This window comes from Pseudomonas sp. JDS08PS003, assembly GCF_045013505.1.
Lineage (GTDB): Bacteria > Pseudomonadota > Gammaproteobacteria > Pseudomonadales > Pseudomonadaceae > Aquipseudomonas > Aquipseudomonas protegens_B.
This window is the reverse complement of the sequence record NZ_CP120724.1, coordinates 5,266,535-5,293,301: the sequence shown is the minus strand read 5'-3', so window position 1 is coordinate 5,293,301 and position 26,767 is coordinate 5,266,535. Positions and strand designations below refer to the sequence as shown.

Here is a 26,767-nt window from a genome sequence, read left to right as displayed (position 1 = left end):
TGATTGATATGGCAGGGGCGGGGCCTGGTACCTAGCCCGCCATTGCCAGTCGATTGCGTCCTTCCCGTTTGGCCACGTACAGCGCGCTATCGGCGCGGCGCAGCAGGCTCTCTGCGGACTCACCCGGCAACAGGGTCGAACAGCCCAGGCTGACGGTGAGTTCGATCAGTTTGCCATCAGCCCAGTACTCCTGGGCTTGGGCGGCATTTCTCAGTCGTTCTCCGACCATTGCCGCCGCGTCGCGCCCGGTGTTGGAAAGCAGGATCAGAAACTCTTCCCCGCCAAAGCGAAACACCATGTCCACATTGCGCAATTGCCCCTTGATCGAGGCGGCAACGGCCTTGAGCACTTCGTCGCCGGTGCTGTGGCCGTAACTGTCGTTGATGCGCTTGAAATGGTCGATGTCCAGCATCAGCAGGGACAGTGGAAGCGAGTGGCGGCGAGCCATCTCGATTTCCCGTTGCAGGGTCTGGTCCATGGCGATGCGGTTGCCGGTGTCGGTCAACGGATCGCGCAGGGCGCTGCGGGTTGCGGCGCGATACAGCAAGGCGTTGCGCATCGGGTACAAAAGGGTAGAGAGCAACGACTCCAGGTGACCCTGTTCGGTATCGCTGAAGCGTTGGTTGCGGCGGAAGACCAGCTCGCCCATGGGCTGGCCTTCGTGGCTCAGGCTGTAGCTGATGGAGTGGTGCCCGCGCTGGCCGAATTCCAGGCGCAGATCGCTGGGGGAATGCTGGTAATGCAGGGCGTCGAGGGGGACCAGGCGTTGCACTTCGCGAAAGAACAGGCCGAGGATGCGTTGCGGCTCAAGGCTGGTTTGCAGTTGCAGTCCCAGTTGCTGGCGCAATTGTCCGAGGCTGACGGGTTGTTTGATCAGCGGCGTCTGCTGGCCAAAGCCCAGGCGTTGCAATTTGGCGCTATCGAAGTCAATTGCGTTGGTCTGGGTCGGTGTTTTCATCTGAGCTTGAGCCCCCTGAGCACTATGTACGGTGTTTCTGCCTAGGTGAGAGCGGCTCAGAGCTGCGCGTCATACTGTTCCTTCAGTCCCGTAGGACAATCGCGCATATTTTATGCCGCTTCACCTTTGGCTAGAAAGCCCTCGGCACAAGCCGTTTTCCACAGTGTCAATACGCCGTGGGTTGAGTGTTCTTAGAGCGAAACTCGTGCCATTCGGTTCACACGAATAAAACTTGTTTGAATTCAATTGGTTGGTGAGTCTGCGAGAAAGCGGCTCACCTTGATTGACATTTGTTTGGCTTGAAACCCGCGGGGATCGGGGCTTGCCAAGACGTCGCGACAGTATTCTGTCGCGACGAACGGGAGGGGATTACTGCGCGTCGAAAGCCTGGCCGTTGATTCCGGTGCTGTCCGGGCCCATCAGATACAGGTAGACCGGCATGATCTCTTCCGGTGTCGGGTTATTGCTGGGGTTTTCGCCCGGGTAGGCCTGGGCACGCATGCTGGTGCGGGTGGCGCCCGGGTTGATGCTGTTGGCCCGGACCGGAGCCACGGTATCCAGCTCATCGGCCAGGGTCTGCATCAGGCCTTCGGTGGCGAATTTGGACACGCCGTAGGCGCCCCAATAGGCCCGTCCCTTGCGGCCGACGCTGCTGGAGGTGAAGACCACCGAAGCATCCTGGGACAGTTTGAGCAGCGGCAGCAGGGTGCTGGTCAGCATGAACATGGCGTTGACGTTGACTTGCATCACTCGCATGAAGTTTTCCCCCGACAGCTGCTCCAGCGGTGTGCGTGGGCCAATGATCGAGGCGTTGTGCAGCAGGCCGTCGAGGTGGCCGAACTCGGTCTCGATCATCGCCGCCAGTTCGTCATACTGGTGCGGCAGGGCAGTTTCCAGGTTGAACGGAATCACTGCCGGCTGGGGATGGCCGGCCGCTTCGATGGCGTCGTAGACCTCGGTCAGGTTGGCTTCGGTCTTGCCCAGCAGGAGTACGGTGGCGCCGTGGGCGGCAAAGGTCTTGGCGGCGGCAGCGCCGATACCACGCCCGGCGCCGGTGACCAGAATGACCCGGTCCTTGAGCAGTTCGGGGCGAGCGGAATAATCAAACATAAAAGGCCTCAACAGAAATTCGATCGTCTCCGGCGCTTAGCCGGGAATGCTGCCGTTTAGCAGCTGCACAATGCGTTATCCAGAACCTGGCGCAACTCCAGCGGATGGTTGACCACCACGTCGGCGCCCCAGTGCCGGGGATTATCGTCCGGATGGATGTAGCCGTAGGTCACGGCGGCGGTCTTGGTGCCCGCGTCGCGGCCGGATTCGATATCCCGCAGATCGTCGCCTACGAACAGCACGGTGGACGGGTCCAGCTCGAGCATCTTGCATGCCAGGATCAGCGGCTCGGGGTCGGGCTTGCTGTTTTTCACATGGTCGGGACATATCAGCAGCGCCGAGCGTTCGGCCAGTCCCAGTTGCTGCATGATCGGCTCGGCGAAGCGCAGCGGCTTGTTGGTCACCACCCCCCAGATCAGATTGGCCTTTTCGATATCGGCCAGCAGCTCGGCCATGCCGTCGAAGAGTTTGCTGTGCACGGCGCAATGCTTGAGGTAGCGCTCAAGGAACTCCAGGCGCAACTCCTCGAACCCCGGGGATTCCGGGTCCATGGAAAAGGTCACGGCTACCATGGCCTTGGCGCCGCCCGAGACTTCGTCGCGGATATGTTGGTCGGCAATCGGCGGCAGGCCGCGATCACGGCGCATGCCCTGGCAGACTGCGATGAAGTCGGGCGCGGTGTCGAGCAGGGTGCCATCCATATCGAAAAGAACGGCTCTGATGGCCATGTCTCACTCCTCTCGCAGGGTCTGGATCATGTAGTTGACGTCAACGTCCGCTGCCAGTTTGTAGTGCTTGGTCAGGGGGTTGTAGGTCAGGCCGATGATGTCCTTGACGGTCAGGCCGGCAGAGCGGCTCCAGGCGCCGAGCTCCGAAGGACGGATGAATTTCTTGAAATCATGGGTGCCGCGAGGCAGCAGTTTCATGATGTATTCCGCACCGATGATGGCGAACAGGTAAGCCTTGGGGTTGCGGTTGATGGTGGAGAAAAACACCTGACCGCCGGGCTTGACCATGCGGAAGCAGGCGCGGATCACCGACGAAGGGTCGGGGACGTGCTCAAGCATTTCCAGGCAGGTGACCACGTCGAACTGCTCGGGCATCTCCTCGGCCAGGGCTTCGGCGGTGATCTGCCGGTACTCGACATTCACGCCGGATTCCAGCTGGTGCAACTGGGCAACTGCCAGAGGGGCTTCGCCCATGTCGATCCCGGTCACGGTGGCACCGCGCTGGGCCATGGCCTCGCTGAGGATGCCGCCACCACAGCCGACGTCGAGCACCTTCTTGCCGGCCAGTCCGACCCGTTCGTCGATCCAGTTGACCCGTAGCGGGTTTATGTCGTGCAGGGGCTTGAATTCGCTTTCGCGGTCCCACCAGCGATGGGCCAGGGCTTCGAATTTGGCGATTTCAGCGTGGTCGACGTTGCTCATGAGTGATACTCCAAAGCTAAGAAATTCTCTGTTGGGCCTCAAGCGTCCGCTCAAGGTCCGGGTTATTGGGTATGGCCGCTGATGCGCTGGCCCCAGCCGCGGGCAGTGGCGCTCAGCTGTTGTTCGTCCTGGCGGGTGAGGCGCCGGTCATCCAGCAGTTGCTTGCCGGCGACCCACAGGTGTTTCACGCAGTCCCGGCCAGTGGCGTAGATCAGTTGCGACACTGGGTCGTAAATCGGTTGCTGGGCCAGGCCGGACAGGTCGAAGGCCACCATGTCTGCGGCCTTGCCGATTTCCAGAGAGCCTACTTCGCTTTCCAGTCCCATGGCTCTGGCGCCGTTCAGGGTGGCCATGCGCAGGGCGCGATGGGCATCCAGGGCGGTTGCCGAACCAGCCACGGCTTTGGCCAGCAGGGCGGCGGTACGAACTTCCCCCAGCAGGTCCAGATCGTTGTTGCTGGCCGCACCATCGGTACCCACCGCGACGTTGACCCCGGCCTGCCACAGGCGCTCTACCGGGCAAAAGCCGCTGGCCAGTTTCAGGTTGGATTCCGGGCAATGAATGACGCTGGTGTTGGTTTCTATCAGTAAAGCCAGGTCGTCATCGCTGATTTGGGTCATATGAACGGCCTGGAAGCGCGGCCCCAGGAGGCCCAGTCGAGCCAGGCGGGCCAGGGGGCGCTCGCCACGCTGCTCCAGGGATTGCTGCACTTCGAACGCGGTTTCATGTACATGCATGTGGATCGGGGCGTCGAGTTCTTCGGCGATCATCCGGACTTTTTCCAGATTCTCGTCGCCTACGGTATAGGGCGCATGGGGGCCGAAGGTGATCTTGATCCTTGGATGATGCTTGAGATCGCCAAACAGTTCGACGCCCTGACGAATGGCTTCGTCGGCGTCGTGGGCACCAGGAATGGGGAAGTCGAGGATCGGGATGGCGATCTGGGCACGTATGCCGCTGTTGTGAGCGCGCTCGCTGGCAACCTTCGGATAGAAGTACATGTCAGAGAAACAGGTGATACCGCCTTTGATCTGCTCGGCGATGGCCAGGTCGGTACCGTCTCGGACGAAGGCTTCATCCACCCACTTGGCTTCGGCAGGCCAGATATGCTTTTCCAGCCAGGTCATCAGCGGCAGATCGTCGGCCAGACCGCGAAACAGTGTCATGGCTGCATGCCCGTGGGCATTGATCAGTCCCGGGCTGAGCAGCATGCCAGGCAGTTCGCGGACTTCGGTGGCGCGATACCTCAGCGCCTCGGCTCGCGGGCCGATGAACAGGATGCGCCCGTCGCGGATGCCCAGGCCGTGTTCCTTGAGGACGACGCCGGCTGGCTCCACCGGTACCAACCAGGTCGGTAACAGCAGCAGGTCGAGCGCAGTCTCACGGTTCGGCATCGAATATCGGTCCAAGGCTTCATATAAAGGATGGCGAAGTATACCCGAGCGTCTTGGCGGGGGGATCGCTATAATCCGCGGCTTTTGTTCATGAGTGCGGGGTGAGGGATGCGCGATCGTCTGTTGGCTGCGGAGAAGGTCAAGGCCATTGATTGGCGGGATAACACTCTGTACCTGCTCGATCAGCGGAACCTGCCCTTCGAGGAGACCTGGGTTGCCTGCGACAGCGTGGCCGGGGTCGCCGAGGCGATTCGTTCAATGGTGGTGCGCGGCGCTCCAGCCATTGGCATCAGCGCAGCTTATGGTTTGGTTTTGGCGGCTCGTGCGCGCTTTGTCGCAGGCGGCGATTGGCTCGCCGCTTTGGAGGCGGATTTCGCCCTGTTGGCGGAGTCTCGCCCGACCGGTGGCAATCTGTTCTGGGCCTTGAATCGCATGCGCGAGCGTCTGGGTCGGGTCAGGGACCAGGCTGAGCCGCTGGCGGCGCTGGAAGCCGAAGCCATGTCGATCCATGAGAGTGATCGTGAGGCCAACCTGACCATGGCCCAGTTGGGTGTGGATTTGATTCGCCGGCATCAGGGCAATCCCCAAGCCTTGTTGACCCACTGCAATACAGGCGCTCTGGCGACCGGCGGCTTCGGTACGGCTTTGGGGGTGATTCGTGCGGCTTGGCTGGAAGGCATGGTGGAGCGAGTTCATGTCGATGAAACTCGTCCCTGGCTGCAAGGGTCGCGCCTGACGGCCTGGGAATTGGCCAGTGAGGGCATTCCTGTGACCTTGAACGCCGACTCCGCCGCCGCCCACATCATGAAGACCAAAGGTGTGACCTGGGTCGTTGTCGGTGCTGACCGAATCGCCGCCAATGGCGATGTGGCGAACAAGATCGGCACCTATCAACTGGCGGTCAATGCCATGCATCACGGAGTGCGCTTCATGGTGGTGGCGTCCAGTTCGACCATCGACTTGAATCTGGCGAGTGGAGATGACATTCCCATCGAGGAGCGCGACGCCGCAGAGTTGCTGGAGCTCGCTGGCAAGCGGGTGGGGGCGGATGTGGAGGTCTTCAATCCGGTATTCGATGTGACGCCTGCGGACCTGATCGACGCCATCGTCACCGAAAAGGGCATTGTCGAGCGTCCTGACACGGCAAAAATGGCGCAATTGATGTGTCGTAAGCGCTTGCATTGATGTGCGGCCTCGAACGTTGCTCTCTATGACCCGCCGAGGCGGGCCGTCGGGTCAGAAAAAACACATAAATGTGTGCGAATTTGGCCTCTGAGCCTCTCTCGTCTCTTATCAGGCTGTCACCGGTCAACTAACTATGCTCCATGCGCGTCAGGGGGATAGGTGCGTGGCGGCGATTGTGATAACATCCGGCGGTTTCCAAGGCGGTCCGATGCGACTGCCTTCACTGCGCAAATCCATGGCATAACTTGTTGATTTGTCGTAAGTCGGTGCATGGCACTAGGCCTGCAGCGGCGAGCTTCGTTCGTCCCATATGGATGTGACGAAGTTTCACCAGAAAAAGGAATCAGGCTTCTCATGGGCGAACTGGCCAAAGAAATCCTCCCGGTCAATATCGAAGACGAGCTGAAACAGTCCTACCTCGACTACGCGATGAGCGTAATCGTCGGGCGGGCACTGCCTGATGCGCGCGATGGCTTGAAGCCCGTGCACCGGCGTGTGCTGTACGCGATGAGCGAGCTCGGTAACGACTGGAACAAGCCGTACAAGAAATCTGCCCGTGTTGTCGGTGACGTGATCGGTAAGTATCACCCTCACGGTGATACCGCGGTGTACGACACCATCGTTCGTATGGCCCAGCCATTCTCCCTGCGCTACCTGCTGGTAGACGGCCAGGGTAACTTCGGTTCGGTCGACGGCGACAACGCGGCGGCCATGCGATACACCGAAGTGCGCATGACCAAGCTGGCGCACGAGCTGCTGGCCGACCTGCACAAGGAAACCGTGGACTGGGTGCCGAACTACGACGGCACCGAGATGATCCCGGCGGTCATGCCGACCAAGATCCCCAACCTGCTGGTCAACGGCTCCAGCGGCATTGCCGTGGGCATGGCGACCAACATTCCGCCGCACAACCTCGGTGAAGTCATCGACGGTTGCCTGGCGCTGATCGACAACCCCGAGCTGACCGTCGACGAGCTGATGCAGTACATCCCCGGTCCGGACTTCCCGACCGCGGCGATCATCAATGGTCGTGAAGGCATCATCGAGGCCTACCGCACTGGCCGTGGACGCATCTATATGCGTGCCCGCTCGATCATCGAAGACATCGACAAAGTCGGTGGCCGCCAGCAGATCGTCATCACCGAGCTGCCGTACCAGTTGAACAAGGCCCGTCTGATCGAGAAGATCGCCGAGCTGGTGAAAGAGAAGAAGCTCGAAGGCATTACCGAGCTGCGGGACGAGTCCGACAAGGACGGTATGCGCGTGGTCATCGAGCTGCGTCGCGGCGAAGTGCCTGAGGTGATCCTCAACAACCTCTACGCCCAGACCCAACTGCAAGCCGTGTTCGGCATCAATATCGTGGCGCTGATTGACGGCCGTCCGCGGATCCTCAATCTCAAGGATCTGCTGGAAGCCTTCGTTCGTCACCGCCGCGAAGTGGTGACCCGTCGTACCGTATTCGAGCTGCGCAAGGCGCGTGAGCGTGGCCATATCCTTGAAGGTCAGGCCGTTGCCCTGTCCAACATTGACCCGGTCATCGCCCTGATCAAGGCCTCGCCAACGCCGTCGGAAGCCAAGGAAGCGCTGATCAGCACCCCTTGGGAGTCCAGCGCGGTGATGACCATGGTCGAGCGTGCCGGTGCAGACTCCTGCCGTCCGGAAAACCTCGATCCTCAATACGGTCTGCGCGATGGCAAGTACTTCCTGTCCCCGGAGCAGGCGCAAGCCATTCTGGAACTGCGTCTGCACCGCCTGACCGGCCTTGAGCACGAAAAACTGCTGGCCGAGTACCAGGAGATTCTCAACCAGATCGGTGAACTGATCCGCATCCTCAACAGCGCCACGCGCCTGATGGAAGTGATCCGCGAAGAGCTGGAAGTGATCCGCGCCGAATACGGCGATGTGCGCCGCACCGAGATCCTCGATGCGCGCCTGGACCTGACTCTGGGCGACATGATCCCGGAAGAAGAGCGTGTAGTGACCATCTCCCACGGCGGCTATGCCAAGACCCAGCCGCTGGCTGCCTATCAGGCCCAGCGTCGTGGCGGTAAAGGCAAATCGGCCACTGGCGTCAAGGATGAGGACTACATCGCTCACCTGCTGGTAGCCAACAGCCACACCACGCTGCTGCTGTTCTCCAGCAAGGGTAAGGTGTACTGGCTCAAGACTTACGAGATTCCTGAAGCATCCCGTGCTGCTCGCGGCCGTCCGCTGGTGAACCTGCTGCCGCTGGACGATGGTGAGTACATCACCACCATGCTGCCGGTAGAGGAATACACCGAAGGTCACTACATCTTCATGGCTACCGCCAACGGCACTGTGAAGAAGACCCCGCTGGAATCCTTCAGCCGTCAGCGCAGCGTCGGTCTGATCGCTTTGGAGCTGGACGAAGGTGACGTGCTGATCAGTGCTGCCATTACCGATGGCGAGCGTGAAGTCATGCTGTTCTCCGATGGTGGCAAAGTGACTCGCTTCAAGGAGTCCGACGTACGCGCCATGGGTCGTACCGCTCGCGGTGTTCGCGGCATGCGCTTGGCTGAAGGCCAGAAGCTGATCTCCATGCTGATTCCGGAGGAGGGCAGCCAGATCCTCACCGCTTCCGAGCGTGGTTTCGGCAAGCGCACCGCCATCAGCGAATTCCCTGAGTACAAGCGTGGCGGTCAGGGCGTTATCGCCATGGTCAGTAACGAGCGTAACGGTCGCCTGGTAGGCGCGGTTCAGGTACTGGACGGTGAGGAGATCATGTTGATTTCCGATCAGGGCACCCTGGTTCGTACCCGTGTCGACGAAGTATCGAGCCTGGGCCGTAACACTCAGGGCGTGACTCTGATCAAGCTGGCCAGCGATGAAACCCTGGTGGGCCTGGAGCGGGTGCAGGAGCCATCGGAGATCGAAGGCGAAGAGTACGAAGGTGAAGAGGGCGCTGAATTCGAGGGCACCGTGCTGGATGCGGTAGCCGAGCCGGATGATGCAACCGATGGCCAACAGGCAGACGCCGCAGGCGAAGAAGAGTCGAAAGACTAAATAAATCGTAGCAGGGCAGAGTGTTTGCTCTGTCCGCTACCGTGAATGCATAGCGAGAGTGGATGTGAGCAAACGAGCCTATAACTTCTGCGCAGGTCCCGCTGCGCTACCTGAAGCTGTCCTGTTGCGTGCCCAGGCCGAATTGCTGGATTGGCATGGCAAGGGCCTGTCAGTCATGGAGATGAGTCATCGCAGCGATGAGTTTGTCTCCATCGCCACCAAGGCGGAGCAGGATCTGCGTGACCTGCTGAATATCCCCTCGAACTATAAAGTGCTGTTCCTGCAAGGCGGCGCCAGTCAGCAATTTGCCCAGATTCCACTGAACCTGTTGCCTGAAGGCGGTAAGGCCGACTATATCGACACCGGTATCTGGTCGCAGAAAGCCATTGAAGAGGCCTCTCGTTACGGTCAGGTCAATGTTGCGGCCACTGCCAAGCCTTATGACTACTTTGCGATTCCCGGTCAGAACGAATGGCAGTTGTCGAAAGACGCCGCCTACGTGCACTACGCGCCGAACGAAACCATCGGTGGCCTGGAGTTCAACTGGATCCCGGAAACCGGCGACGTTCCCCTGGTGGCCGACATGTCTTCGGACATCCTCTCGCGCCCTGTGGATATCTCCCGTTTCGGCATGATCTACGCCGGCGCGCAGAAGAACATTGGCCCCAGCGGCATCCTGGTGAACATCATTCGCGAAGACCTGTTGGGTCGTGCCCGTTCTCTGTGCCCGACCATGCTTGACTACAAGGTCGCGGCAGACAACGGCTCGATGTACAACACGCCGCCGACCCTGGCCTGGTACCTGTCCGGTCTGGTGTTCGAATGGCTCAAGGAGCAAGGTGGGGTGCAAGCCATTGCCAAGCTCAACGAGGCCAAGCAGCGCACTCTGTATGACTTCATCGACGCCAGCGGTCTTTACAGCAACCCGATCAACAAGTCCGATCGCTCATGGATGAACGTGCCTTTCCGCCTGGCGGACGATCGTCTGGACAAGCCGTTCCTGGTGGGTGCTGAGGCTCGTGGCCTGTTAAATCTCAAGGGGCATCGCTCGGTGGGCGGCATGCGCGCCTCCATCTATAACGCCGTGGACATCAACGCAGTCAATGCGCTGGTGGCCTACATGGCGGAGTTCGAGAAGGAACATGGCTGATGTCTGAGCAAGAACTCAAGGCCCTGCGCCTGCGCATTGACGCCCTGGACGAGAAGGTCCTGGAACTGATCAGTGAGCGTGCGCGGTGCGCCCAGGAAGTCGCCCGGGTCAAGATGGCCTCCCTGGCAGAAGGCGAAGTGCCGGTATTCTATCGTCCGGAGCGTGAGGCTCAGGTGCTCAAGCGGGTGATGGAGCGCAACCAGGGGCCGCTGGGCAATGAAGAGATGGCGCGTTTGTTTCGCGAAATCATGTCTTCGTGCCTGGCCCTGGAGCAGCCGCTGAAAGTGGCCTACCTCGGTCCTGAAGGCACCTTCACTCAGGCCGCGGCGATGAAGCATTTCGGCCATGCGGTGATCAGCAAGCCGATGGCTGCGATCGACGAAGTGTTCCGTGAAGTGGCTGCTGGTGCGGTGAACTTCGGTGTGGTGCCGGTGGAAAACTCCACTGAGGGTGCGGTCAACCACACCCTCGACAGTTTCCTCGAGCACGACATGGTGATCTGCGGAGAGGTCGAGCTGCGTATTCACCACCATTTGCTGGTGGGTGAAAACACTAAAACTGACAGCATCAGCCGTATCTACTCTCACGCCCAATCATTGGCCCAGTGCCGCAAGTGGCTGGACGCGCACTATCCGAATGTCGAGCGTGTGGCGGTATCCAGCAACGCCGAAGCGGCCAAGCGGGTCAAGGGCGAGTGGAATTCGGCAGCCATCGCCGGCGACATGGCTGCAGGCCTTTATGGGCTGACTCGTCTGGCGGAGAAGATTGAAGATCGTCCGGACAACTCCACGCGCTTCTTGATGATCGGCAATCAGGAAGTGCCGCCTACCGGCGACGACAAGACTTCCATCATCGTGTCCATGAGCAACAAGCCGGGCGCATTGCACGAGCTTCTGGTGCCGTTCCACGACAACGGTATCGACCTGACGCGAATCGAGACCCGACCTTCGCGCAGTGGCAAATGGACCTATGTGTTCTTCATCGACTTCGTCGGCCACCACCGTGATCCGTTGGTCAAGGGTGTGCTGGAGAAGATCAGTCAGGAAGCAGTGGCACTCAAGGTGCTGGGTTCCTACCCGAAAGCGGTTCTCTGAGGCTTTAACAATGAGTGGCGACTTCCTCGCACTGGCACAACCAGGCGTGCAACAACTTTCGCCTTACGTTCCGGGCAAGCCCGTGGACGAACTGGCCCGTGAGCTGGACATCGATCCGGCCACCATCGTCAAGCTGGCGAGCAATGAAAATCCGCTGGGCGCCAGTCCCAAGGCGCTGGCGGCGATTCGCGACGAGTTGGCGGAACTGACTCGTTACCCCGATGGCAACGGCTTTGCTCTCAAGTCTCTGTTGGCCGAGCGCTGCGGCGTGGAGATCCAGCAGGTGACCCTGGGTAACGGTTCCAACGACATTCTGGAGCTGGTGGCTCGCGCCTATCTGGCGCCAGGCCTGAATGCGGTGTTCAGTGAGCACGCGTTTGCCGTCTACCCCATCGTTACCCAAGCAGTCGGTGCTCAGGCAAAAGTCGTTCCCGCCAACAAATGGGGGCACGACTTGCCGGCCATGCTCAAGGCTATCGATGAGCAGACCCGTGTGGTGTTCATCGCCAATCCGAACAACCCGACGGGGACCTGGTTCGGTGCCGAGGAGCTGGATGAGTTTCTTCAGGACGTGCCGGCCCATGTGCTGGTAGTGCTGGATGAGGCCTATATCGAGTATGCCGAAGGCAGTGACCTGCCGGACGGTCTGGACTTCCTGGCGGCCTACCCGAACCTGCTGGTATCGCGGACCTTCTCCAAGGCCTACGGCCTGGCGGCCCTGCGGGTCGGTTATGGACTCTCGACCTCGGTGGTGGCGGATGTCCTGAACCGAGTCCGCCAGCCGTTCAACGTCAACAGCCTGGCTTTGGCGGCGGCCTGCGCCGCGCTGCAGGATGCGGATTATCTGGCTGAAAGCCGTCGTTTGAATGAGTCGGGCATGCAGCAGCTGGAGGCGGGTTTCCGTGGTCTGGGTTTGAGCTGGATCCCTTCCAAGGGCAATTTCATCGCTGTGGACCTGGGGCGTGAAGCCGCGCCAGTGTTCCAGGGGTTGTTGCGCGAAGGTGTGATCGTGCGTCCGGTGGCTAACTACGGGATGCCGAACCATCTGCGCGTCACTATTGGCTTGCCAGCGGAAAATACTCGCTTCCTTGAGGCTTTGGCCAAGGTTCTGGCTCGTGGTTGATGTCATTCCAATGCAATCTGCTGTGCCTATGATCGGTCGCCTGGTGGTGATCGGCCTGGGGTTGATTGGCGGCTCCTTTGCCAAGGGGTTGCGTGAAAGTGGTGTATGCCGCGAAGTGGTTGGTGTCGATCTGGACCCGCAGTCTCGCCAGTTGGCGGTTGAACTGGGGGTAGTGGATCGCTGTGAAGAAGACTTGGCTCTGGCTTGCCAGGGCGCCGATGTGATTCAGCTCGCAGTACCGATCCTGGCCATGGAAAAACTGCTGGCACTGTTGGCCAGAATGGATCTGGGGGCGGCTGTGCTGACTGACGTCGGCAGTGCCAAGGGCAATGTGGTGCGTGCGGCGCAGGTGGCCTTTGCAGGCATGCCGACGCGGTTCGTCCCGGGGCATCCGATTGCCGGCTCCGAGCAGAGCGGCGTCGAGGCCTCCAATGCGCAGTTGTTCCGTCGTCACAAAGTGATTCTGACGCCTCTGGAGCAAACCGATCCTGCCGCGCTGGATCTTGTCGACAAGCTTTGGCGTGAGTTGGGAGCAGATGTTGAGCACATGCAGGTCGAGCGCCACGACGAAGTCCTGGCCGCGACCAGTCATCTGCCGCACTTGCTGGCATTTGGTCTGGTCGACTCCTTGGCCAAGCGCAGTGAAAATCTCGACATCTTCCGTTACGCTGCGGGCGGGTTCCGCGATTTCACGAGAATCGCCGGCAGCGACCCGGTCATGTGGCATGACATCTTTCTCGCCAACCGCGAAGCAGTTCTGCGCACACTCGATACATTTCGCAACGACCTCGACGCCTTGCGCGACGCGGTTGATGCAGGGGACGGGCATCAGTTATTGGGCGTATTCACTCGCGCCCGGGTTGCCCGCGAGCATTTCGGTAAAATCCTGGCCCGCCGGGCCTATGTGGACGCTATGAACTCCAACGATCTGATTTTCCTGGCAAATCCTGGTGGCCGCCTGTCTGGGCGGATTCGTGTACCGGGCGACAAATCGATTTCCCACCGTTCGATCATGCTTGGCTCCCTGGCTGAAGGTACCACCGAAGTCGAGGGGTTCCTCGAGGGTGAGGATGCTCTGGCGACGCTGCAGGCCTTCCGCGACATGGGAGTGGTCATCGAAGGTCCGCACCATGGGCGTGTGACTATTCATGGTGTTGGTCTACACGGTTTGAAGCCGGCGCCGGGCCCGATCTATCTGGGTAACTCCGGTACTTCGATGCGCCTGCTCTCCGGTCTGCTGGCTGCACAGAGCTTCGATAGCACCTTGACAGGGGACCCCTCGCTCTCCAAGCGTCCGATGAATCGCGTGGCCAACCCGCTGCGGGAAATGGGTGCGGTGATCGAGACGGCGGCCGAAGGTCGCCCGCCGATGGTGATTCGTGGTGGTCACCAGCTCAAAGGGTTGACCTACACCTTGCCAATGGCTAGTGCTCAGGTTAAGTCCTGTCTGCTGCTGGCTGGCTTGTATGCTGAGGGTAAGACCACAGTCACTGAGCCAGCGCCGACCCGCGACCATACTGAGCGTATGCTGCGTGGTTTTGGCTACTCGGTGAATGTTGATGGCGCAACCGCCTCCGTTGAGTCGGGCGGTAAGCTCAAGGCGACTCATATCGAAGTCCCCGCGGACATTTCTTCTGCGGCGTTCTTTCTGGTAGCTGCTTCCATCGCCGAAGGCTCCGAGTTGGTGCTGGAGCATGTGGGCATCAACCCGACCCGTACTGGCGTGATCGATATCCTGCGCCTGATGGGGGCTGATATTCGTCTGGAAAACCAGCGCGAAGTCGGCGGTGAGCCGGTCGCCGATTTGCATGTACGTGCCGCCAAGCTCAAGGGGATCGAGATTCCTGAAGAGTTGGTGCCATTGGCGATCGACGAATTCCCTGTGCTATTTGTGGCTGCCGCCTGCGCCGAAGGGCGTACTGTGCTGCGTGGCGCGGAAGAGCTGCGGGTCAAGGAGTCCGATCGTATCCAGGTAATGGCTGATGGTTTGCTGACCTTGGGAGTCAAGTGTGAGCCGACTCCTGACGGCATCATCATTGATGGTGGCCAGATTGGCGGTGGTGAAGTGCATGGTCATGGTGATCACCGTATCGCCATGGCATTCAGCGTTGCTTCGTTGCGCGCCAATGCGCCGATTCGTATCCATGACTGTGCGAACGTTGCTACCTCGTTCCCGAACTTTCTTGCGTTGTGCGCGCAGGTGGGGATTCGTGTCGCGCAAGAGGCTCAGTCGTGAATATCAAGGCGCCCGTGATCACCATTGATGGGCCAAGTGGTTCAGGTAAAGGCACCATTGCTGGCAAGCTGGCCAAGCATCTGGGTTGGTGTCTGCTGGACTCCGGGGCTCTTTATCGGCTGCTGGCTTTCGCTGCACGCAATCATGGTGTTGACCTGACTAACGAAGAATCGCTGAAGCTGTTGGCGGCTCATCTGGATGTGCAGTTTCTCGGTGCCACTGAAAATCACCCACAGCGGATCATCCTCGAGGGCGATGATGTGACCGACGACCTGCGCAATGAGCAGGTTGGAGCCTGGGCGTCTCAAGTGGCAGCGCTGCCGGCTGTGCGTGATGCCTTGTTGCAGCGCCAGCGCGCATTCCAGGAGCCGCCGGGCCTGGTTGCGGATGGTCGCGATATGGGCACCGTGGTGTTTCCTGATGCTCCATTGAAGATTTTCCTGACTGCCAGTGCCGAAGAGCGCGCTCGTCGGCGCTACTTGCAGTTGAAGGGAAAAGTCGATGGTGTTAGTCTGTCGAGTCTGCTAGATGAGATACGTGCGCGCGACGAGCGCGACACCCAGCGAGCGGTAGCCCCGCTCAAGCCGGCGGCTGACGCCATACAGCTGGATTCCACGGAGTTGTCCATCGATCAGGTGTTGCAACGCATCTTGAGCGAGATCGCCATTCGCGATATCGCCGGGTGAACAAGGAAGATCGCGGGGGACCAGTCATAGTCCTGCGATCTTTCTTTTATATGAACGTAACCCACATTGTCTGGGATGTGGCAGATGGGCGGATTCTTCGCCCTTATCAACAGGAATTAAAATGAGCGAAAGCTTTGCGGAACTCTTTGAAGAAAGCCTAAAAACCCTGAACCTTCAGGCAGGCTCCATCATCACCGGTGTTATCGTCGACATCGACTACCAAGCGCGTTGGGTAACCGTTCACGCTGGTCTGAAGTCTGAAGCGCTTATCCCGCTTGAGCAGTTCTACAACGATGCTGGCGAACTGTCCATCAATGTTGGTGATGAAGTTCACGTTGCTCTGGACTCGGTTGAAGACGGCTTCGGTGAAACCAAGCTCTCCCGTGAAAAAGCCAAGCGCGCTGAATGCTGGATCGTTCTGGAAGCAGCCTTCGCAGCCGAAGAAGTGGTCAAGGGCGTTATCAACGGTAAGGTTAAAGGCGGCTTCACTGTCGACGTTAACGGCATCCGTGCGTTCCTGCCAGGTTCTCTGGTTGACGTCCGTCCAGTGCGCGACACCACGCACCTGGAAGGCAAAGAGCTCGAGTTTAAAGTCATCAAACTCGACCAGAAGCGCAACAACGTTGTCGTTTCCCGTCGTAGCGTCCTCGAAGCCGAGAACTCCGCTGAGCGTGAAGCTCTGCTGGAATCCCTGCAGGAAGGTCAGCAAGTCAAAGGTATCGTCAAGAACCTCACCGATTACGGCGCATTCGTTGATCTGGGCGGCGTCGATGGCCTGCTGCACATCACCGACATGGCTTGGAAGCGTATCAAGCATCCTTCCGAAATCGTCAACGTTGGCGACGAGATCGATGTCAAGGTTCTGAAATACGATCGCGAGCGCAATCGTGTTTCCCTGGGCCTGAAGCAGCTGGGCGAAGATCCATGGGTCGCTATCAAGGCTCGTTACCCAGAAAGCACCCGCGTTACCGCTCGTGTAACCAACCTGACCGACTACGGCTGCTTCGCTGAGCTGGAAGAAGGCGTTGAAGGTCTGGTACACGTTTCGGAAATGGACTGGACCAACAAGAACATCCACCCTTCGAAAGTCGTACAAGTTGGCGACGAAGTGGAAGTTATGGTTCTGGACATCGACGAAGAGCGTCGTCGTATCTCCCTCGGCATCAAGCAGTGCAAGTCCAACCCATGGGAAGACTTCTCTGGCCAGTTCAACAAGGGCGATAAAATCTCCGGTACCATCAAGTCGATCACCGATTTCGGTATCTTCATTGGTCTGGACGGCGGCATCGACGGTCTGGTTCATCTGTCCGACATCTCCTGGAACGAAGTGGGCGAAGAAGCCGTACGCCGCTTCAAGAAGGGCGACGAGCTGGACACCGTTATCCTGTCTGTTGACCCAGAGCGTGAGCGTATCTCCCTGGGTATCAAGCAACTGGAAAGCGATCCGTTCTCCGAGTACGTACAAGAGAACGACAAAGGCGCAATCGTTAAGGGTGTTGTAAAAGAAGTTGACGCCAAAGGCGCCATCATCACCCTGGCTAACGATATCGAAGCTACTCTGAAAGCCTCCGAAATCAGCCGTGACCGCATCGAAGATGCTCGTAACGTTCTGAAAGAAGGCGAAGAAGTTGAAGCCAAGATCATCAGCGTTGACCGTAAGAGCCGTGTAATCCAGCTCTCGATCAAGTCGAAAGACGTTGAAGACGAGAAAGAAGCTATCCAGAGCCTGCGCGACAAGCCAGCTGCTTCTGATATCGCTGCTGGTCCTACCACTCTGGGCGACCTGCTGCGTGCACAGATGGAAAAGCAGAACTAAGTTCTGTCAGACCATAAAAAAGAGCGACTTCGGTCGCTCTTTTTTTTGCTCAAAAATCGTTAGTTTGAGAGTTCTCCATGTGGGAAACCAACACATGCCGTGAGTTGTCTCTTTCTTGAGTGGGGCGGCTGCATATTTGGAGCTAGGCTTTACTTTGGAAGTGCACCATTCGAGTAGCAAGGGCTGGCATGGCATAAGGAAGAGTATGAGCAGGCTGGGTGTGGTTGTTTTGGTTCTTCTATTGGTTGGCTGTACGGCCAATGTAAAAACCTATGCTGTTCGTGGGGGCAGTGGTATCGAGATCGATTGTTCAGGTTTGGGGTCGGGTTGGGAGAAGTGCTACGCACGTGCTGCGAGTGAGTGTCAGGCTAGTGGTTACAGAGTTATCACCAAGTCGAGCGACGCCAGGGACGAGGAGGGAGATTATCCGTTCGGCTGGAATCCAGCGGGGTACCTCACACGTACGATGCTCGTGATGTGTCGATAGAGAGGCTTGGATTCTTGTATCTGGGTCTCTACCAGTGGCAAAAGAAGTTTGTGTTAGCAACTCAGCGCTTGGGCTGTTCAAAACCTTCAGGGCATGCTAAAACCTTTTGAGCACTGACCTAGCTGCTTGAAAAAGAAGGGAAAAATATGACGAAGTCGGAGTTGATCGAACGAATTGTCACCCATCAAGGGCTGCTGTCATCCAAGGATGTCGAGTTGGCCATCAAGACGATGCTTGAGCAAATGTCTCAGTGTTTGGCTACTGGGGATCGGATTGAGATTCGAGGGTTTGGTAGCTTCTCGCTTCACTATCGCGCTCCTCGGGTAGGTCGGAACCCAAAAACGGGTCAGTCAGTTAGCTTGGATGGGAAGTTTGTGCCCCATTTTAAACCGGGTAAGGAGCTTCGAGATCGAGTAAATGAAGAGGAGGGGGATGGGCTCTGAGTCTGTAGGCTAAGGAGTCATCACCATTCTGATTTTACTTAAAGTTAGCTTCTTTAGTGCGTTTATTGGTGTTTTTTAATGAATAAAGTTTTTTGAAAGTTGTTATATGGAGCTCTGGTTCTTCTAAAGTATTTCGGTGTTTTATAGATTGATGTATGTGTTGGGTTGTTTTTTTAGTGTGTTTTTAAGTAGAACTTTTATTTGATTTGTTGGTGTGTGTTTTGTAAAAGCTTGGTGCTTCGCTAAATTTTTATAAGGTTGCGAGGATTTTTTGCTACTGGATGTGGATCGTCAGGGCTCTATAAGCGCATAATGCCGCTTTTCGAGTGCTTCAGATACTATCCTGTGGCGCCAGTTTAAGAAGGTATAGTAGGAAATGAGCAGGATCCTTTTGACAGGAGCATCCGGTTTTGTGGGAGGAGCTGTTCATGAATGCTTGTCTAAGATTTCAACTCAGAAGCTAACCTTGGCAGTACGTAAGCCAGTACAAGGGCTGCTATCCACTACGCTCACTGCTCAGATTGATCAGATTGATGGCTTTACGGACTGGGCTCAGGCCCTGTTGGATTGTGATGTCGTAATACACGCGGCTGCTCGTGTTCATGTAATGCATGATTCCTCTCTTGATCCTCTCGCTGAATTTCGGAAAGTTAATGTTGACGGAACGCTGAATCTTGCGCGACAAGCTGCGCAAAGAGGGGTGCGTCGTTTGATATTCATTAGCTCCATAAAAGTGAACGGTGAGGAGACTTCGCTTGATGCTCCCTACACAGCAGATATTGAGCCAGCTCCGGTGGATCCCTACGGAATTTCCAAGATGGAAGCGGAAAAGGGGCTTATGACCATCGCATCTCAAACTGGAATGGAAGTAGTGATCATTCGCCCTACGCTTGTATATGGTCCTGGGGTTAAGGCGAACTTCTTGAGTATGATGCAATGGTTGTATAGAGGTGTTCCTTTACCTTTTGGTGCTATACATAATCGCCGCAGTTTAGTTGCGCTGGGTAACTTGGTAGACCTGATTGTTACGTGCATTGACCATCCCAAAGCCGCAAATCAGACATTTTTGGTTAGTGACGGTGATGATCTGTCAACAACTGTGTTGTTGGAAAAAATGGGAACTGCACTAGGGCGGTCTGCTCGCTTGTTGCCTGTGCCGAGTGGGTTTTTGAAGTTTGGTGCGGCCATTTTTGGGAAAAAAGCCCTGTCTCAACGATTGTGCGGCTCGCTTCAAGTTGATATCGCTAAGAATCGCGAGTTACTGGGGTGGACTCCACCTATATCTGTAGATGTCGCGCTTAGTCTTACGGCCAAGCATTTTCTTGACAGTCACTCCTGACTCTTCGTGCATATCAAGAGTGTTATTCATGAGATTTTTCATTGTTTAGATTGAGCAGTTCTAGTTCTAGTTGTAGTTGCTCTCTTGTTTTGAATTAGGGAAAAAAATATACATGGCAATCTGGTGGTTGATGTTGGCGGTGCTCGGCATTTCGCTTTTGTTGACTTGGGTGCTACGGCGCTATGCGCTAGCCCGCAGCCTGATGGATATTCCCAATAACCGTAGCTCTCATTCGGTGCCTACCCCAAGAGGGGGCGGGGTTGCAATTGTCTTGAGTTTTCTTGTAGCCAGTCCTCTTCTGACTTTTATTGCTGATGTGCCTTGGCCGTATATTTGGTCTCTATGGGGAGCGGGTGCGCTGACTGCTGTGATTGGTTTTCTGGATGATCATGGACATATAGCCGCACGTTGGAGGCTACTTGCTCATTTTTTTGCCTCGATTTGGGCGTTGGCCTGGCTGGGTGGTTTGCCTCCTGTACAGTTGCTGGGGGTTGACTTCAACCTTTCATGGGTTGGTCATTTTTTCGCTGTTTTCTATCTAGTCTGGATGCTTAATCTATATAACTTCATGGATGGTATTGATGGAATAGCTAGCGTGCAGGCAGTGAGCGCATGTCTTGGCGCATGCGTTATCTATTGGTTGGCCGGAGACATATCGTTGATCTGGATGCCACTGCTATTAGCCGTAGCAGTATTGGGATTCCTTTATTGGAATTTTCCTCCCGCGCGCATTTTTATGGGAGATGCGGGCAGTGGTTTTCTCGGGCTTATTTTAGGTGTGTTTTCAGTACAGGCTGCTTGGACCTCCTCACGTTTTCTTTGGGTTTGGTTGATTCTTCTTGGAGTATTCATCGTTGATGCGACTTTTACTCTGATTCGTAGATTGTTACGTGGAGATAAAGTTTATGAGGCTCATCGTAGCCATGCTTATCAGTTTGCCTCCCGTCAGTTTGGTCGACATCTGCCGGTGACTCTGGCAGTCATGGTCATCAACGTCCTTTGGCTGCTGCCAATTGCCATGTGCGTGGGGCTTTTCGACTTGGATGGTAGTATTGGACTGGTGCTGGCTTATGCGCCTTTGGTGGTCCTTGCTATCCGGTTTCATGCGGGGGAGTTGGAGAAAACCGGCTGATAAGGCTCGATGCCAGGGGTAGGGAAGTGAGTGCTCCGCATCAGTGTGTAACATAGATCGAGGCAAGAGGCCGGGGTTCGAAAAAAGAGATTATGGATAAAATACGAACATGTCTGTTAAGGCTTCCACGTCGACAGAAGCGAGTCCTGCAAGTCATCACCGACATTTTTTTGGTGTGGACTGCGTTATGGATGGCGTTTGTCGTTCGGTTGGGCTTTGATGACCTGAACAATCCCTTTATTGTGCATTTCTGGCTCTTTGCTAGCGCACCCGTCGTTGCCATACCTTTGTTTGTACGGTTCGGAATGTATCGTGCGGTCATGCGCTATTTTGGTAACGATGCCCTTATTGCAATAGTTAAGGCTGTGACGCTGTCGGCCTTGGTTCTTGCTTTGGTCGTTTATCTGTATAGCAATCATCAAACTGTGGTGCCACGCTCAATCGTGTTCAACTATTGGTGGTTGAGTATGGTAATGATCGGTGGGCTTCGGCTTGCTATGCGCCAGTACTTTCTGGGGGATTGGTTCACTACAGCCCAGCATGTGCCGTTCACCAATCGGGATGATGGTTTACCCAAGGTAGCCATTTATGGTGCAGGCGCGGCGGGCAATCAGCTGGTAGCAGCGTTGCGATTGGGGCGACTGATGCGTCCGGTGGCATTTATCGACGATGACAGCAGCATCGCTGACCGGATGATCGCGGGACTACAAGTATACAAACCCAAGCATTTGCAACAGATGATCGACGAAACAGGTGCGGAAGAGATACTTCTGGCTATCCCTTCGTCCACTCGTAGTCGCCGCAGAGAGATTCTGGGTTATCTGGAAGGTTTCCCCCTTCATGTTCGAAGTGTTCCTGGTTTCATGGATTTGGCCAGCGGACGAGTGAAGGTCGATGACATTCAAGAGGTAGACATCGCGGACTTGCTTGGACGTGACTCTGTGCCTGCTCAAGGCGATTTGTTAGCGCACTGTATAAAAGGGAGAACTGTTCTGGTGACAGGTGCGGGGGGCTCTATTGGATCCGAGCTTTGTCGACAGATTCTGTCCTTGAGCCCCACCACTCTGATACTGCTCGATCATAGTGAGTTCAATCTATACAGTATTTTGTCTGAGCTTGAACAGCGTGTGTCGAGAGAGGCGCGTATTGTAAAACTGCTCCCGATCTTAGGCTCTGTGCGTAACTACGAAAAGCTGTTGTCTGTCATGAAAACCTGGAGTGTCGAGACGGTTTATCATGCTGCTGCTTATAAGCACGTACCTATGGTGGAGCATAATATTGCCGAAGGCGTGCTTAATAATGTGATGGGTACGCTCAATACCGCGCAGGCCGCGTTGCAATCCGGCGTAGCTAACTTTGTACTGATTTCCACTGATAAGGCTGTTCGCCCAACTAACGTAATGGGTAGCACCAAGCGTTTGGCGGAACTCACTCTTCAGGCGTTGAGCGAAGAAGTGGCGCCAGTGTTGTTCAATGACTCTTCAAATATTTCGAGGGTAAATAAAACTCGTTTCACCATGGTGCGCTTCGGTAATGTATTGGGCTCCTCAGGCTCGGTCATTCCACTGTTCCACAAACAGATCAAATCAGGTGGTCCGTTAACGGTTACTCATCCGAAGATTACGCGTTATTTCATGACTATTCCGGAGGCCGCTCAGTTGGTGATCCAGGCTGGATCGATGGGGCAGGGCGGTGATGTATTTGTGCTGGATATGGGCGAGCCAGTGAAAATTGTCGAGTTGGCAGAAAAAATGATTCATCTATCCGGGCTGAGCATCCGCTCGGAAAAAAATCCTCACGGCGATATCGCCATCGAGTTCACCGGCCTTCGTCCCGGTGAAAAGCTTTACGAAGAGTTGCTGATTGGTGACAACGTAGTGGCCACGCAACACCCAATGATCATGAGCGCTAATGAGGATCATCTGTCTTGGGATGTGCTCAAGGCCAAGCTCAGCGAACTCCTTGCTGCGCTTGAGTCAGATGATTATGCAAGAGTTCGACAACTGCTTCGTGAGACGGTGAGTGGTTATACACCGGACGGTGAAATCGTCGACTGGGTTTATCAACAACGGCGTCTTAAGCCTTGAATCTACACAACCGGTAACCCTCCTGCTTTTGACTTGCCTGCGGCATCACCTAGGTTTGGAAGGCAGCTTCGGAAAAGCTGCTTTCCTTACTCGATGTCATGGAGCGTCACTATGCGTAACTCTTATTTCTTCTCGCTGATCTTTGCCTTTCTAGCCAGCCTTTCGCTCGCAGCTCAAGCAGCGCCTGTCGTCAAGGCGCAAGCTGCAGCTCCTGAGGCAGTAGAGCAGGCAACACCTCAAGTCAGCAAAATCAACCTTAATACTGCCGATATGGCTGTCCTGCAGCGCGAGCTTTTTGGTATTGGCGAGGCCAAGGCCAAGGCGATTGTCGCTTATCGTGAAGAGAACGGTCCCTTTGCTTCGGTGGATGAACTGCTGGAGGTCAAAGGTATCGGCAAGACTATTCTGGAGCGCAATCGAGACAAGCTCGTCGTCAACTGACCTGATCCAGTAGCAGTCGAAGGCCGGTCACTGACCGGCCTTCTGCATTTCAGGGTGGATTTGGAGCCTGCAGTGAATCTGTATCACTGGGTTAGATTTTTTTCATGGTGTCGTAAAAATATTATAGGTGTAATGTTTTTTCGTTCGCCGGATCTTCCAATCGGAGGCGTTCATTACTTTCAAGTATTGTCAGGAGTACTGCTATGAGTTCGGTTCGATCCCAAGGTACGGCGGTGGTTACCGGTGCGTCATCCGGTATCGGTGCAATTTACGCTGAACGTTTGGCTGCGCGGGGTTTCGGTTTGCTACTGGTCGCCAGGGATGAGGGCCGTTTGCGGGCGGCGGCCGCAGCCCTCAGTACTAGGTATCAGGTTCAGGTTGAGGTATTGAAGGCGGATCTGACGCTCAAGGATGACCTGTTGAAGGTAGAGCAACGGTTGCGTGAAGACCCAGGCATCAGCTTGCTGCTGAACAATGCGGGCGTGGCTGCCAACGGGCCTTTGGCCGGCGCCGATCTGGATCAGATGGAGCGCATGATCCAGCTCAATGTGTTGGCCTTGACTCGTCTGGCTGGAGTGGCCGCGACGAGTTTTTCCGCGGCTGGGCGAGGGGCGATCATCAATATTGCCTCGGTGGTGGCGTTAATCCCTGAGCGCTTCAATGCAACTTACAGTGCTACCAAAGCTTACGTGCTCAGTCTGACTCAGTCGCTGCAGACTGAGTTGAAAGACAGTGGCGTTCAGGTTCAGGCGGTCTTGCCCGGGGTTACCCGTACCGAGATCTGGGAGCGTTCAGGCCTGGATGCAACGGCCATCCCGCCAGAGATGGTGATGGAGGCGGCTGAGATGGTGGACGCGGCATTGAGTGGTTTCGACCAGGGAGAGTTGATCACGCTGCCTTCGCTTCCCGACCCGGCGGATTGGCAAGCGCTGGTGGCCGCACGACTGGCCTTGGCTCCCAATCTTTCCAGGAACAGTGCCGCCGCGCGTTACAAGTAAGGGGGAGCTTGGAGCGGATTGTATTATTCCCGCTCCTGTTTCTTCAGGCCCTCACTGACGACCTCCAGTATCTGTACCGCCAGTTCAGGATTTTCCACGCTGCGCGATAGCATCAACGCTCCCACCAGGGTCGACATGATCATCAGGCTGCGTTGCGCCTTATCTCCACCTTGCAGGGTCGCTTCCACTTGGGCGAGCCTGGCATTGAGCACAGCATCGGTTGTGGGGCTGGGTTGGCCGCGCTGACCGAGTTCCGAGCTCATGGTTGGTAGGGGGCAGCCTTGATGAGGTGAGCTGCGGTGCCACTCGGAAAGATAGTTGTCGATAAACGCTTGCAAAGGCTGTTCTTGTGCGAACAGTGCTGCGCAGTGGGCGTCAAGGTCTTGTGCTGCTGCGCAAAGGGCTTCTTCTACCAGATCATCCTTGGACTTGAAGTGGGAGTAGAAACCACCATGGGTCAAGCCCAGGGCCTTCATCAGGGGTTGTAAACCTGTTCCCCCTATTCCATCACGACGAAAACGTTCCGAAGCTTCTTTGATAATGCGTTGATGTGTCTGAGCTTTATGGTCTGCTGAATAACGCATTTGAGAAACCTCCACAACTAGAGCGCTATTTTAACCAAGGATCATCAGATCTTGTCCCTACTTATCAGTGGGGTTTTTTGCGTATTTACAGCTTTCCGACAGGTATGGAGGGTGTGGAAGGGTTATCAGGAGTTGGCACGATAAGTGACTAAGGTTTGATCACGAATTGTTGAACAATACTCGAGGTATTTCCATGAGCAGCGGTTTATCCCTGGCAGACCAGATTAGGGTGGAGCTGCGTGGGGACATTATCGGTGGTCGCCTGTCGCCTGGCATGCCGTTGGTGGAGAGCGAGTTGGTCAACATCTACAACGCTTCCCGCAACACCATACGTGAAGCTTTGCACTGCTTGGGCCAGGAGGGGTTGACCCACTATGTCCGTCATAAGGGCGTTGTGGTCAGACGCCTGAGCAGTGATGAGGTAAGGGATCTGTTCCGAGTGCGTCGGACTCTGGAGTTGCAGGCGATCGCCAGTGCAAGGCCGCTGAGTGAGAGCCAGACCGATCGGATGCTCGATGCCATCGAGGCGGCCGAACTGGCCAGGGAGCGTGAGGACTGGCGTGCTGTCGGTACCCATGGTTTGCGCTTTCATCAGCAGGTGGTGGGGCTACTGGATTCCCCCCTGTTCGATGAGTTTTTCACCAATGTAGTGGCGCAATTGCGTCTGGTGTTTTGTGCGGCGCCGGATGAAGCGTTGTTCCAGGCGCCCTGGCTGGTTCGTGACCGGCAGATTTACCAATGGCTGGTGGAGGGTGACAAGGCCCGCGCCGGCGAGGCAATGGAGGCATACCTGGATGACTCCGAGCGCCTGCTGCTGAATATGTTCAGTCAATCCTTCCGTCACTGAGTGAGGGCCATACCCATGTACAAAGACTATCCAGCGGCTTATCAGGTCAGCAAAGGTTCGGCGCTGCAGGTGGATACGACCTTTTATGAACGTATCCGTGATAACCGGGCACAACGTACGCTGATTGAGCAGTTCGAGGTTCCGATCCGTACCGGCCGGGCCTGGAAGGTGCCCGCCGGTCATGTGTTTCGAGTGACCACGCCGGCAGGCCCGCAAGTGGGTGACTTCAACGTCTGGAATGCCAATGACCCGCGGGAACGTCTATGGGCCGCACGTACTCGGCAACTCCAGGGAGCCCATGTCAGCACCCATGATCGGCTCTGGTCGAACCTGCCTTTCTTACGGCCACTGGTCACGATCACCGATGACAGCCTGGCGAATTATGGCATCGACGAGCATGGCGGGCGCCTGCACGATTTATTGGGCACCCGTTGCGATCCTTATGTGAATCGAATGCTTACAGGCGAGGATTTTCATCATCACTGCCATTCCAACCTGACGCGGGCGGTCCTGCCCCATGGCCTGACCGAGTTCGACGTACATGACGTATTGAATATTTTTCAGTGCACCGGCCTTAATCATGACGACATGTATTTCATGAAGGCCTGCCCGGCGCAGAAGGGTGACTATCTGGAGTTCTTTGCCGAAATCGACCTGCTGTGTGCACTGTCGACCTGCCCGGGGGGCGATCTTTCCTTGCCTATGTGGGGCCCCGAGGCTCAGGACCCTTTGAGTGTGTGCCGTCCACTGGGGGTGGAAATCTATCGTCTCGAAGAGTTACTGCTCGAAGGCTGGAGCCAGCCGGAACGGGCGGCCTACAACGGTCAGCACGGCTTGCACATCGCCAAGGCCGAATGGGAAAAGTAGAGCCTTGAACAGCCCCTTCAGCGTTGGACGAAGGGGCTGACGGGCTCAACGATCCCGCGCTTCCTTGGCATCCATTTCCGCGTTGCGTTCGGCTACGCGTTTACGTTGCTCATCAGTCAGCTCCACCTTGTTGGCGGTGTCGCGCAGCATCATCAAGCCGCCGACGATCGAACCGATAGCAACCACCAGAATCAACCAGGCATACCAGGGCATAGGGCTCTCCTTGAACGGCAGTTTCCCGAGGGCGAAGGTTCGCCCTCGGGACTGCCTGTAATGCTTTGAGTTAAAGCGTTTCGCACTGGTTCCATTGTATGCCTGATTGTTCTGGCCAGTAGC

The 26,767-nt window shown here is 56.6% G+C and carries 24 protein-coding genes; 17 read left to right on the top strand and 7 right to left on the bottom strand.

What is annotated here, in order from left to right; all coding sequences use genetic code 11:
• Positions 1-31: 31 nt before the first annotated feature.
• The 5 genes from P7C00_RS23285 to P7C00_RS23265 form a co-directional block, all read right to left on the bottom strand.
• Positions 32-958: a GGDEF domain-containing protein gene (locus tag P7C00_RS23285; protein ID WP_346632204.1), complete on the bottom strand. Its 927-nt coding sequence runs from the start codon at positions 956-958 to the stop codon at positions 32-34.
• Positions 959-1,327: 369 nt separating this feature from the next.
• The gene (locus P7C00_RS23280; RefSeq protein ID WP_015636577.1) at positions 1,328-2,068 is read right to left on the bottom strand and encodes a YciK family oxidoreductase; all 741 of its coding nucleotides are present in this window, start codon (positions 2,066-2,068) and stop codon (positions 1,328-1,330) included.
• 56 nt (positions 2,069-2,124) lie between these two features.
• The gene (gene mupP / locus P7C00_RS23275; protein WP_346632203.1) at positions 2,125-2,796 is read right to left on the bottom strand and encodes an N-acetylmuramic acid 6-phosphate phosphatase MupP; all 672 of its coding nucleotides are present in this window, start codon (positions 2,794-2,796) and stop codon (positions 2,125-2,127) included.
• A gap of 3 nt (positions 2,797-2,799) precedes the next feature.
• The gene (gene ubiG, locus P7C00_RS23270; protein WP_016964097.1) at positions 2,800-3,498 is read right to left on the bottom strand and encodes a bifunctional 2-polyprenyl-6-hydroxyphenol methylase/3-demethylubiquinol 3-O-methyltransferase UbiG; all 699 of its coding nucleotides are present in this window, start codon (positions 3,496-3,498) and stop codon (positions 2,800-2,802) included.
• Between the two features lie 62 nt (positions 3,499-3,560).
• The gene (locus P7C00_RS23265) at positions 3,561-4,892 is read right to left on the bottom strand and encodes a TRZ/ATZ family hydrolase (protein ID WP_404937460.1); all 1,332 of its coding nucleotides are present in this window, start codon (positions 4,890-4,892) and stop codon (positions 3,561-3,563) included.
• Between the two features lie 108 nt (positions 4,893-5,000).
• Between P7C00_RS23265 and mtnA the strand changes: the two genes are divergently transcribed.
• The 15 genes from mtnA to P7C00_RS23190 all read left to right on the top strand — a co-directional run bounded on the left by mtnA (position 5,001) and on the right by P7C00_RS23190 (position 24,133).
• On the top strand, positions 5,001-6,077 hold the full coding sequence (mtnA, locus tag P7C00_RS23260; protein ID WP_346632201.1) for an S-methyl-5-thioribose-1-phosphate isomerase: 1,077 nt from the start codon (positions 5,001-5,003) through the stop codon (positions 6,075-6,077).
• A gap of 354 nt (positions 6,078-6,431) precedes the next feature.
• Positions 6,432-9,101, top strand: a complete 2,670-nt coding sequence (gene gyrA, locus P7C00_RS23255) for a DNA gyrase subunit A (RefSeq protein ID WP_346632200.1) — start codon at positions 6,432-6,434, stop codon at positions 9,099-9,101.
• Between the two features lie 64 nt (positions 9,102-9,165).
• Positions 9,166-10,251: a 3-phosphoserine/phosphohydroxythreonine transaminase gene (serC, locus tag P7C00_RS23250; protein ID WP_346632199.1), complete on the top strand. Its 1,086-nt coding sequence runs from the start codon at positions 9,166-9,168 to the stop codon at positions 10,249-10,251.
• Positions 10,251-11,345 (top strand): prephenate dehydratase, encoded by a 1,095-nt coding sequence (gene pheA / locus P7C00_RS23245; protein WP_007939916.1) that lies wholly within the window; start codon positions 10,251-10,253, stop codon positions 11,343-11,345. Before serC ends, pheA begins: the two co-directional genes overlap by 1 nt.
• 10 nt (positions 11,346-11,355) lie before the next feature.
• Positions 11,356-12,468 carry a histidinol-phosphate transaminase gene (hisC, locus tag P7C00_RS23240; RefSeq protein ID WP_404937459.1) on the top strand — a complete coding sequence of 371 codons (1,113 nt, stop codon included), beginning with the start codon at positions 11,356-11,358 and terminating at the stop codon, positions 12,466-12,468.
• Between the two features lie 28 nt (positions 12,469-12,496).
• A complete protein-coding gene (locus P7C00_RS23235) occupies positions 12,497-14,704 on the top strand; it encodes a bifunctional prephenate dehydrogenase/3-phosphoshikimate 1-carboxyvinyltransferase (RefSeq protein ID WP_404940074.1) in 2,208 nt (735 codons plus the stop codon).
• Positions 14,701-15,390: a (d)CMP kinase gene (gene cmk, locus P7C00_RS23230; protein ID WP_011062580.1), complete on the top strand. Its 690-nt coding sequence runs from the start codon at positions 14,701-14,703 to the stop codon at positions 15,388-15,390. The genes P7C00_RS23235 and cmk overlap by 4 nt, the downstream gene beginning before the upstream one ends.
• 121 nt (positions 15,391-15,511) lie before the next feature.
• Positions 15,512-17,206, top strand: a complete 1,695-nt coding sequence (gene rpsA / locus P7C00_RS23225; RefSeq protein ID WP_007931318.1) for a 30S ribosomal protein S1 — start codon at positions 15,512-15,514, stop codon at positions 17,204-17,206.
• A 205-nt stretch (positions 17,207-17,411) separates the two neighbouring features.
• A complete protein-coding gene (locus tag P7C00_RS23220; RefSeq protein ID WP_346632197.1) occupies positions 17,412-17,693 on the top strand; it encodes a hypothetical protein in 282 nt (93 codons plus the stop codon).
• 146 nt (positions 17,694-17,839) lie between these two features.
• Positions 17,840-18,136 carry an integration host factor subunit beta gene (gene ihfB, locus P7C00_RS23215; RefSeq protein ID WP_072442827.1) on the top strand — a complete coding sequence of 99 codons (297 nt, stop codon included), beginning with the start codon at positions 17,840-17,842 and terminating at the stop codon, positions 18,134-18,136.
• A 376-nt stretch (positions 18,137-18,512) separates the two neighbouring features.
• Positions 18,513-19,475, top strand: a complete 963-nt coding sequence (locus tag P7C00_RS23210; RefSeq protein WP_404937458.1) for a UDP-glucose 4-epimerase family protein — start codon at positions 18,513-18,515, stop codon at positions 19,473-19,475.
• Between the two features lie 112 nt (positions 19,476-19,587).
• Positions 19,588-20,607: an MraY family glycosyltransferase gene (locus P7C00_RS23205; RefSeq protein WP_404937457.1), complete on the top strand. Its 1,020-nt coding sequence runs from the start codon at positions 19,588-19,590 to the stop codon at positions 20,605-20,607.
• 92 nt (positions 20,608-20,699) lie between these two features.
• Positions 20,700-22,694, top strand: coding sequence for a polysaccharide biosynthesis protein (locus P7C00_RS23200; RefSeq protein WP_404937456.1), 1,995 nt, complete (start codon positions 20,700-20,702; stop codon positions 22,692-22,694).
• Positions 22,695-22,805: 111 nt separating this feature from the next.
• The gene (locus tag P7C00_RS23195) at positions 22,806-23,135 is read left to right on the top strand and encodes a helix-hairpin-helix domain-containing protein (RefSeq protein ID WP_346632194.1); all 330 of its coding nucleotides are present in this window, start codon (positions 22,806-22,808) and stop codon (positions 23,133-23,135) included.
• Positions 23,136-23,338: 203 nt separating this feature from the next.
• Complete coding sequence (locus P7C00_RS23190; RefSeq protein ID WP_404937455.1) at positions 23,339-24,133, top strand: SDR family NAD(P)-dependent oxidoreductase; 795 nt, start codon at positions 23,339-23,341, stop codon at positions 24,131-24,133.
• A 23-nt stretch (positions 24,134-24,156) separates the two neighbouring features.
• On the opposite strand, the gene P7C00_RS23185 is transcribed toward P7C00_RS23190, so the two are convergent.
• The gene (locus P7C00_RS23185; protein ID WP_346632192.1) at positions 24,157-24,717 is read right to left on the bottom strand and encodes a TetR/AcrR family transcriptional regulator; all 561 of its coding nucleotides are present in this window, start codon (positions 24,715-24,717) and stop codon (positions 24,157-24,159) included.
• Between the two features lie 193 nt (positions 24,718-24,910).
• Here P7C00_RS23185 and P7C00_RS23180 point away from each other — a divergent pair, with 193 nt between their 5' ends.
• Together P7C00_RS23180 and P7C00_RS23175 are read left to right on the top strand one after the other, a co-directional pair.
• Complete coding sequence (locus tag P7C00_RS23180) at positions 24,911-25,564, top strand: GntR family transcriptional regulator (protein WP_404937454.1); 654 nt, start codon at positions 24,911-24,913, stop codon at positions 25,562-25,564.
• Positions 25,565-25,579: 15 nt separating this feature from the next.
• A complete protein-coding gene (locus P7C00_RS23175) occupies positions 25,580-26,431 on the top strand; it encodes an urea carboxylase-associated family protein (protein WP_404937453.1) in 852 nt (283 codons plus the stop codon).
• A 45-nt stretch (positions 26,432-26,476) separates the two neighbouring features.
• On the opposite strand, the gene P7C00_RS23170 is transcribed toward P7C00_RS23175, so the two are convergent.
• A complete protein-coding gene (locus P7C00_RS23170) occupies positions 26,477-26,644 on the bottom strand; it encodes a DUF2897 family protein (protein ID WP_016964082.1) in 168 nt (55 codons plus the stop codon).
• Positions 26,645-26,767 lie beyond the last annotated feature (123 nt).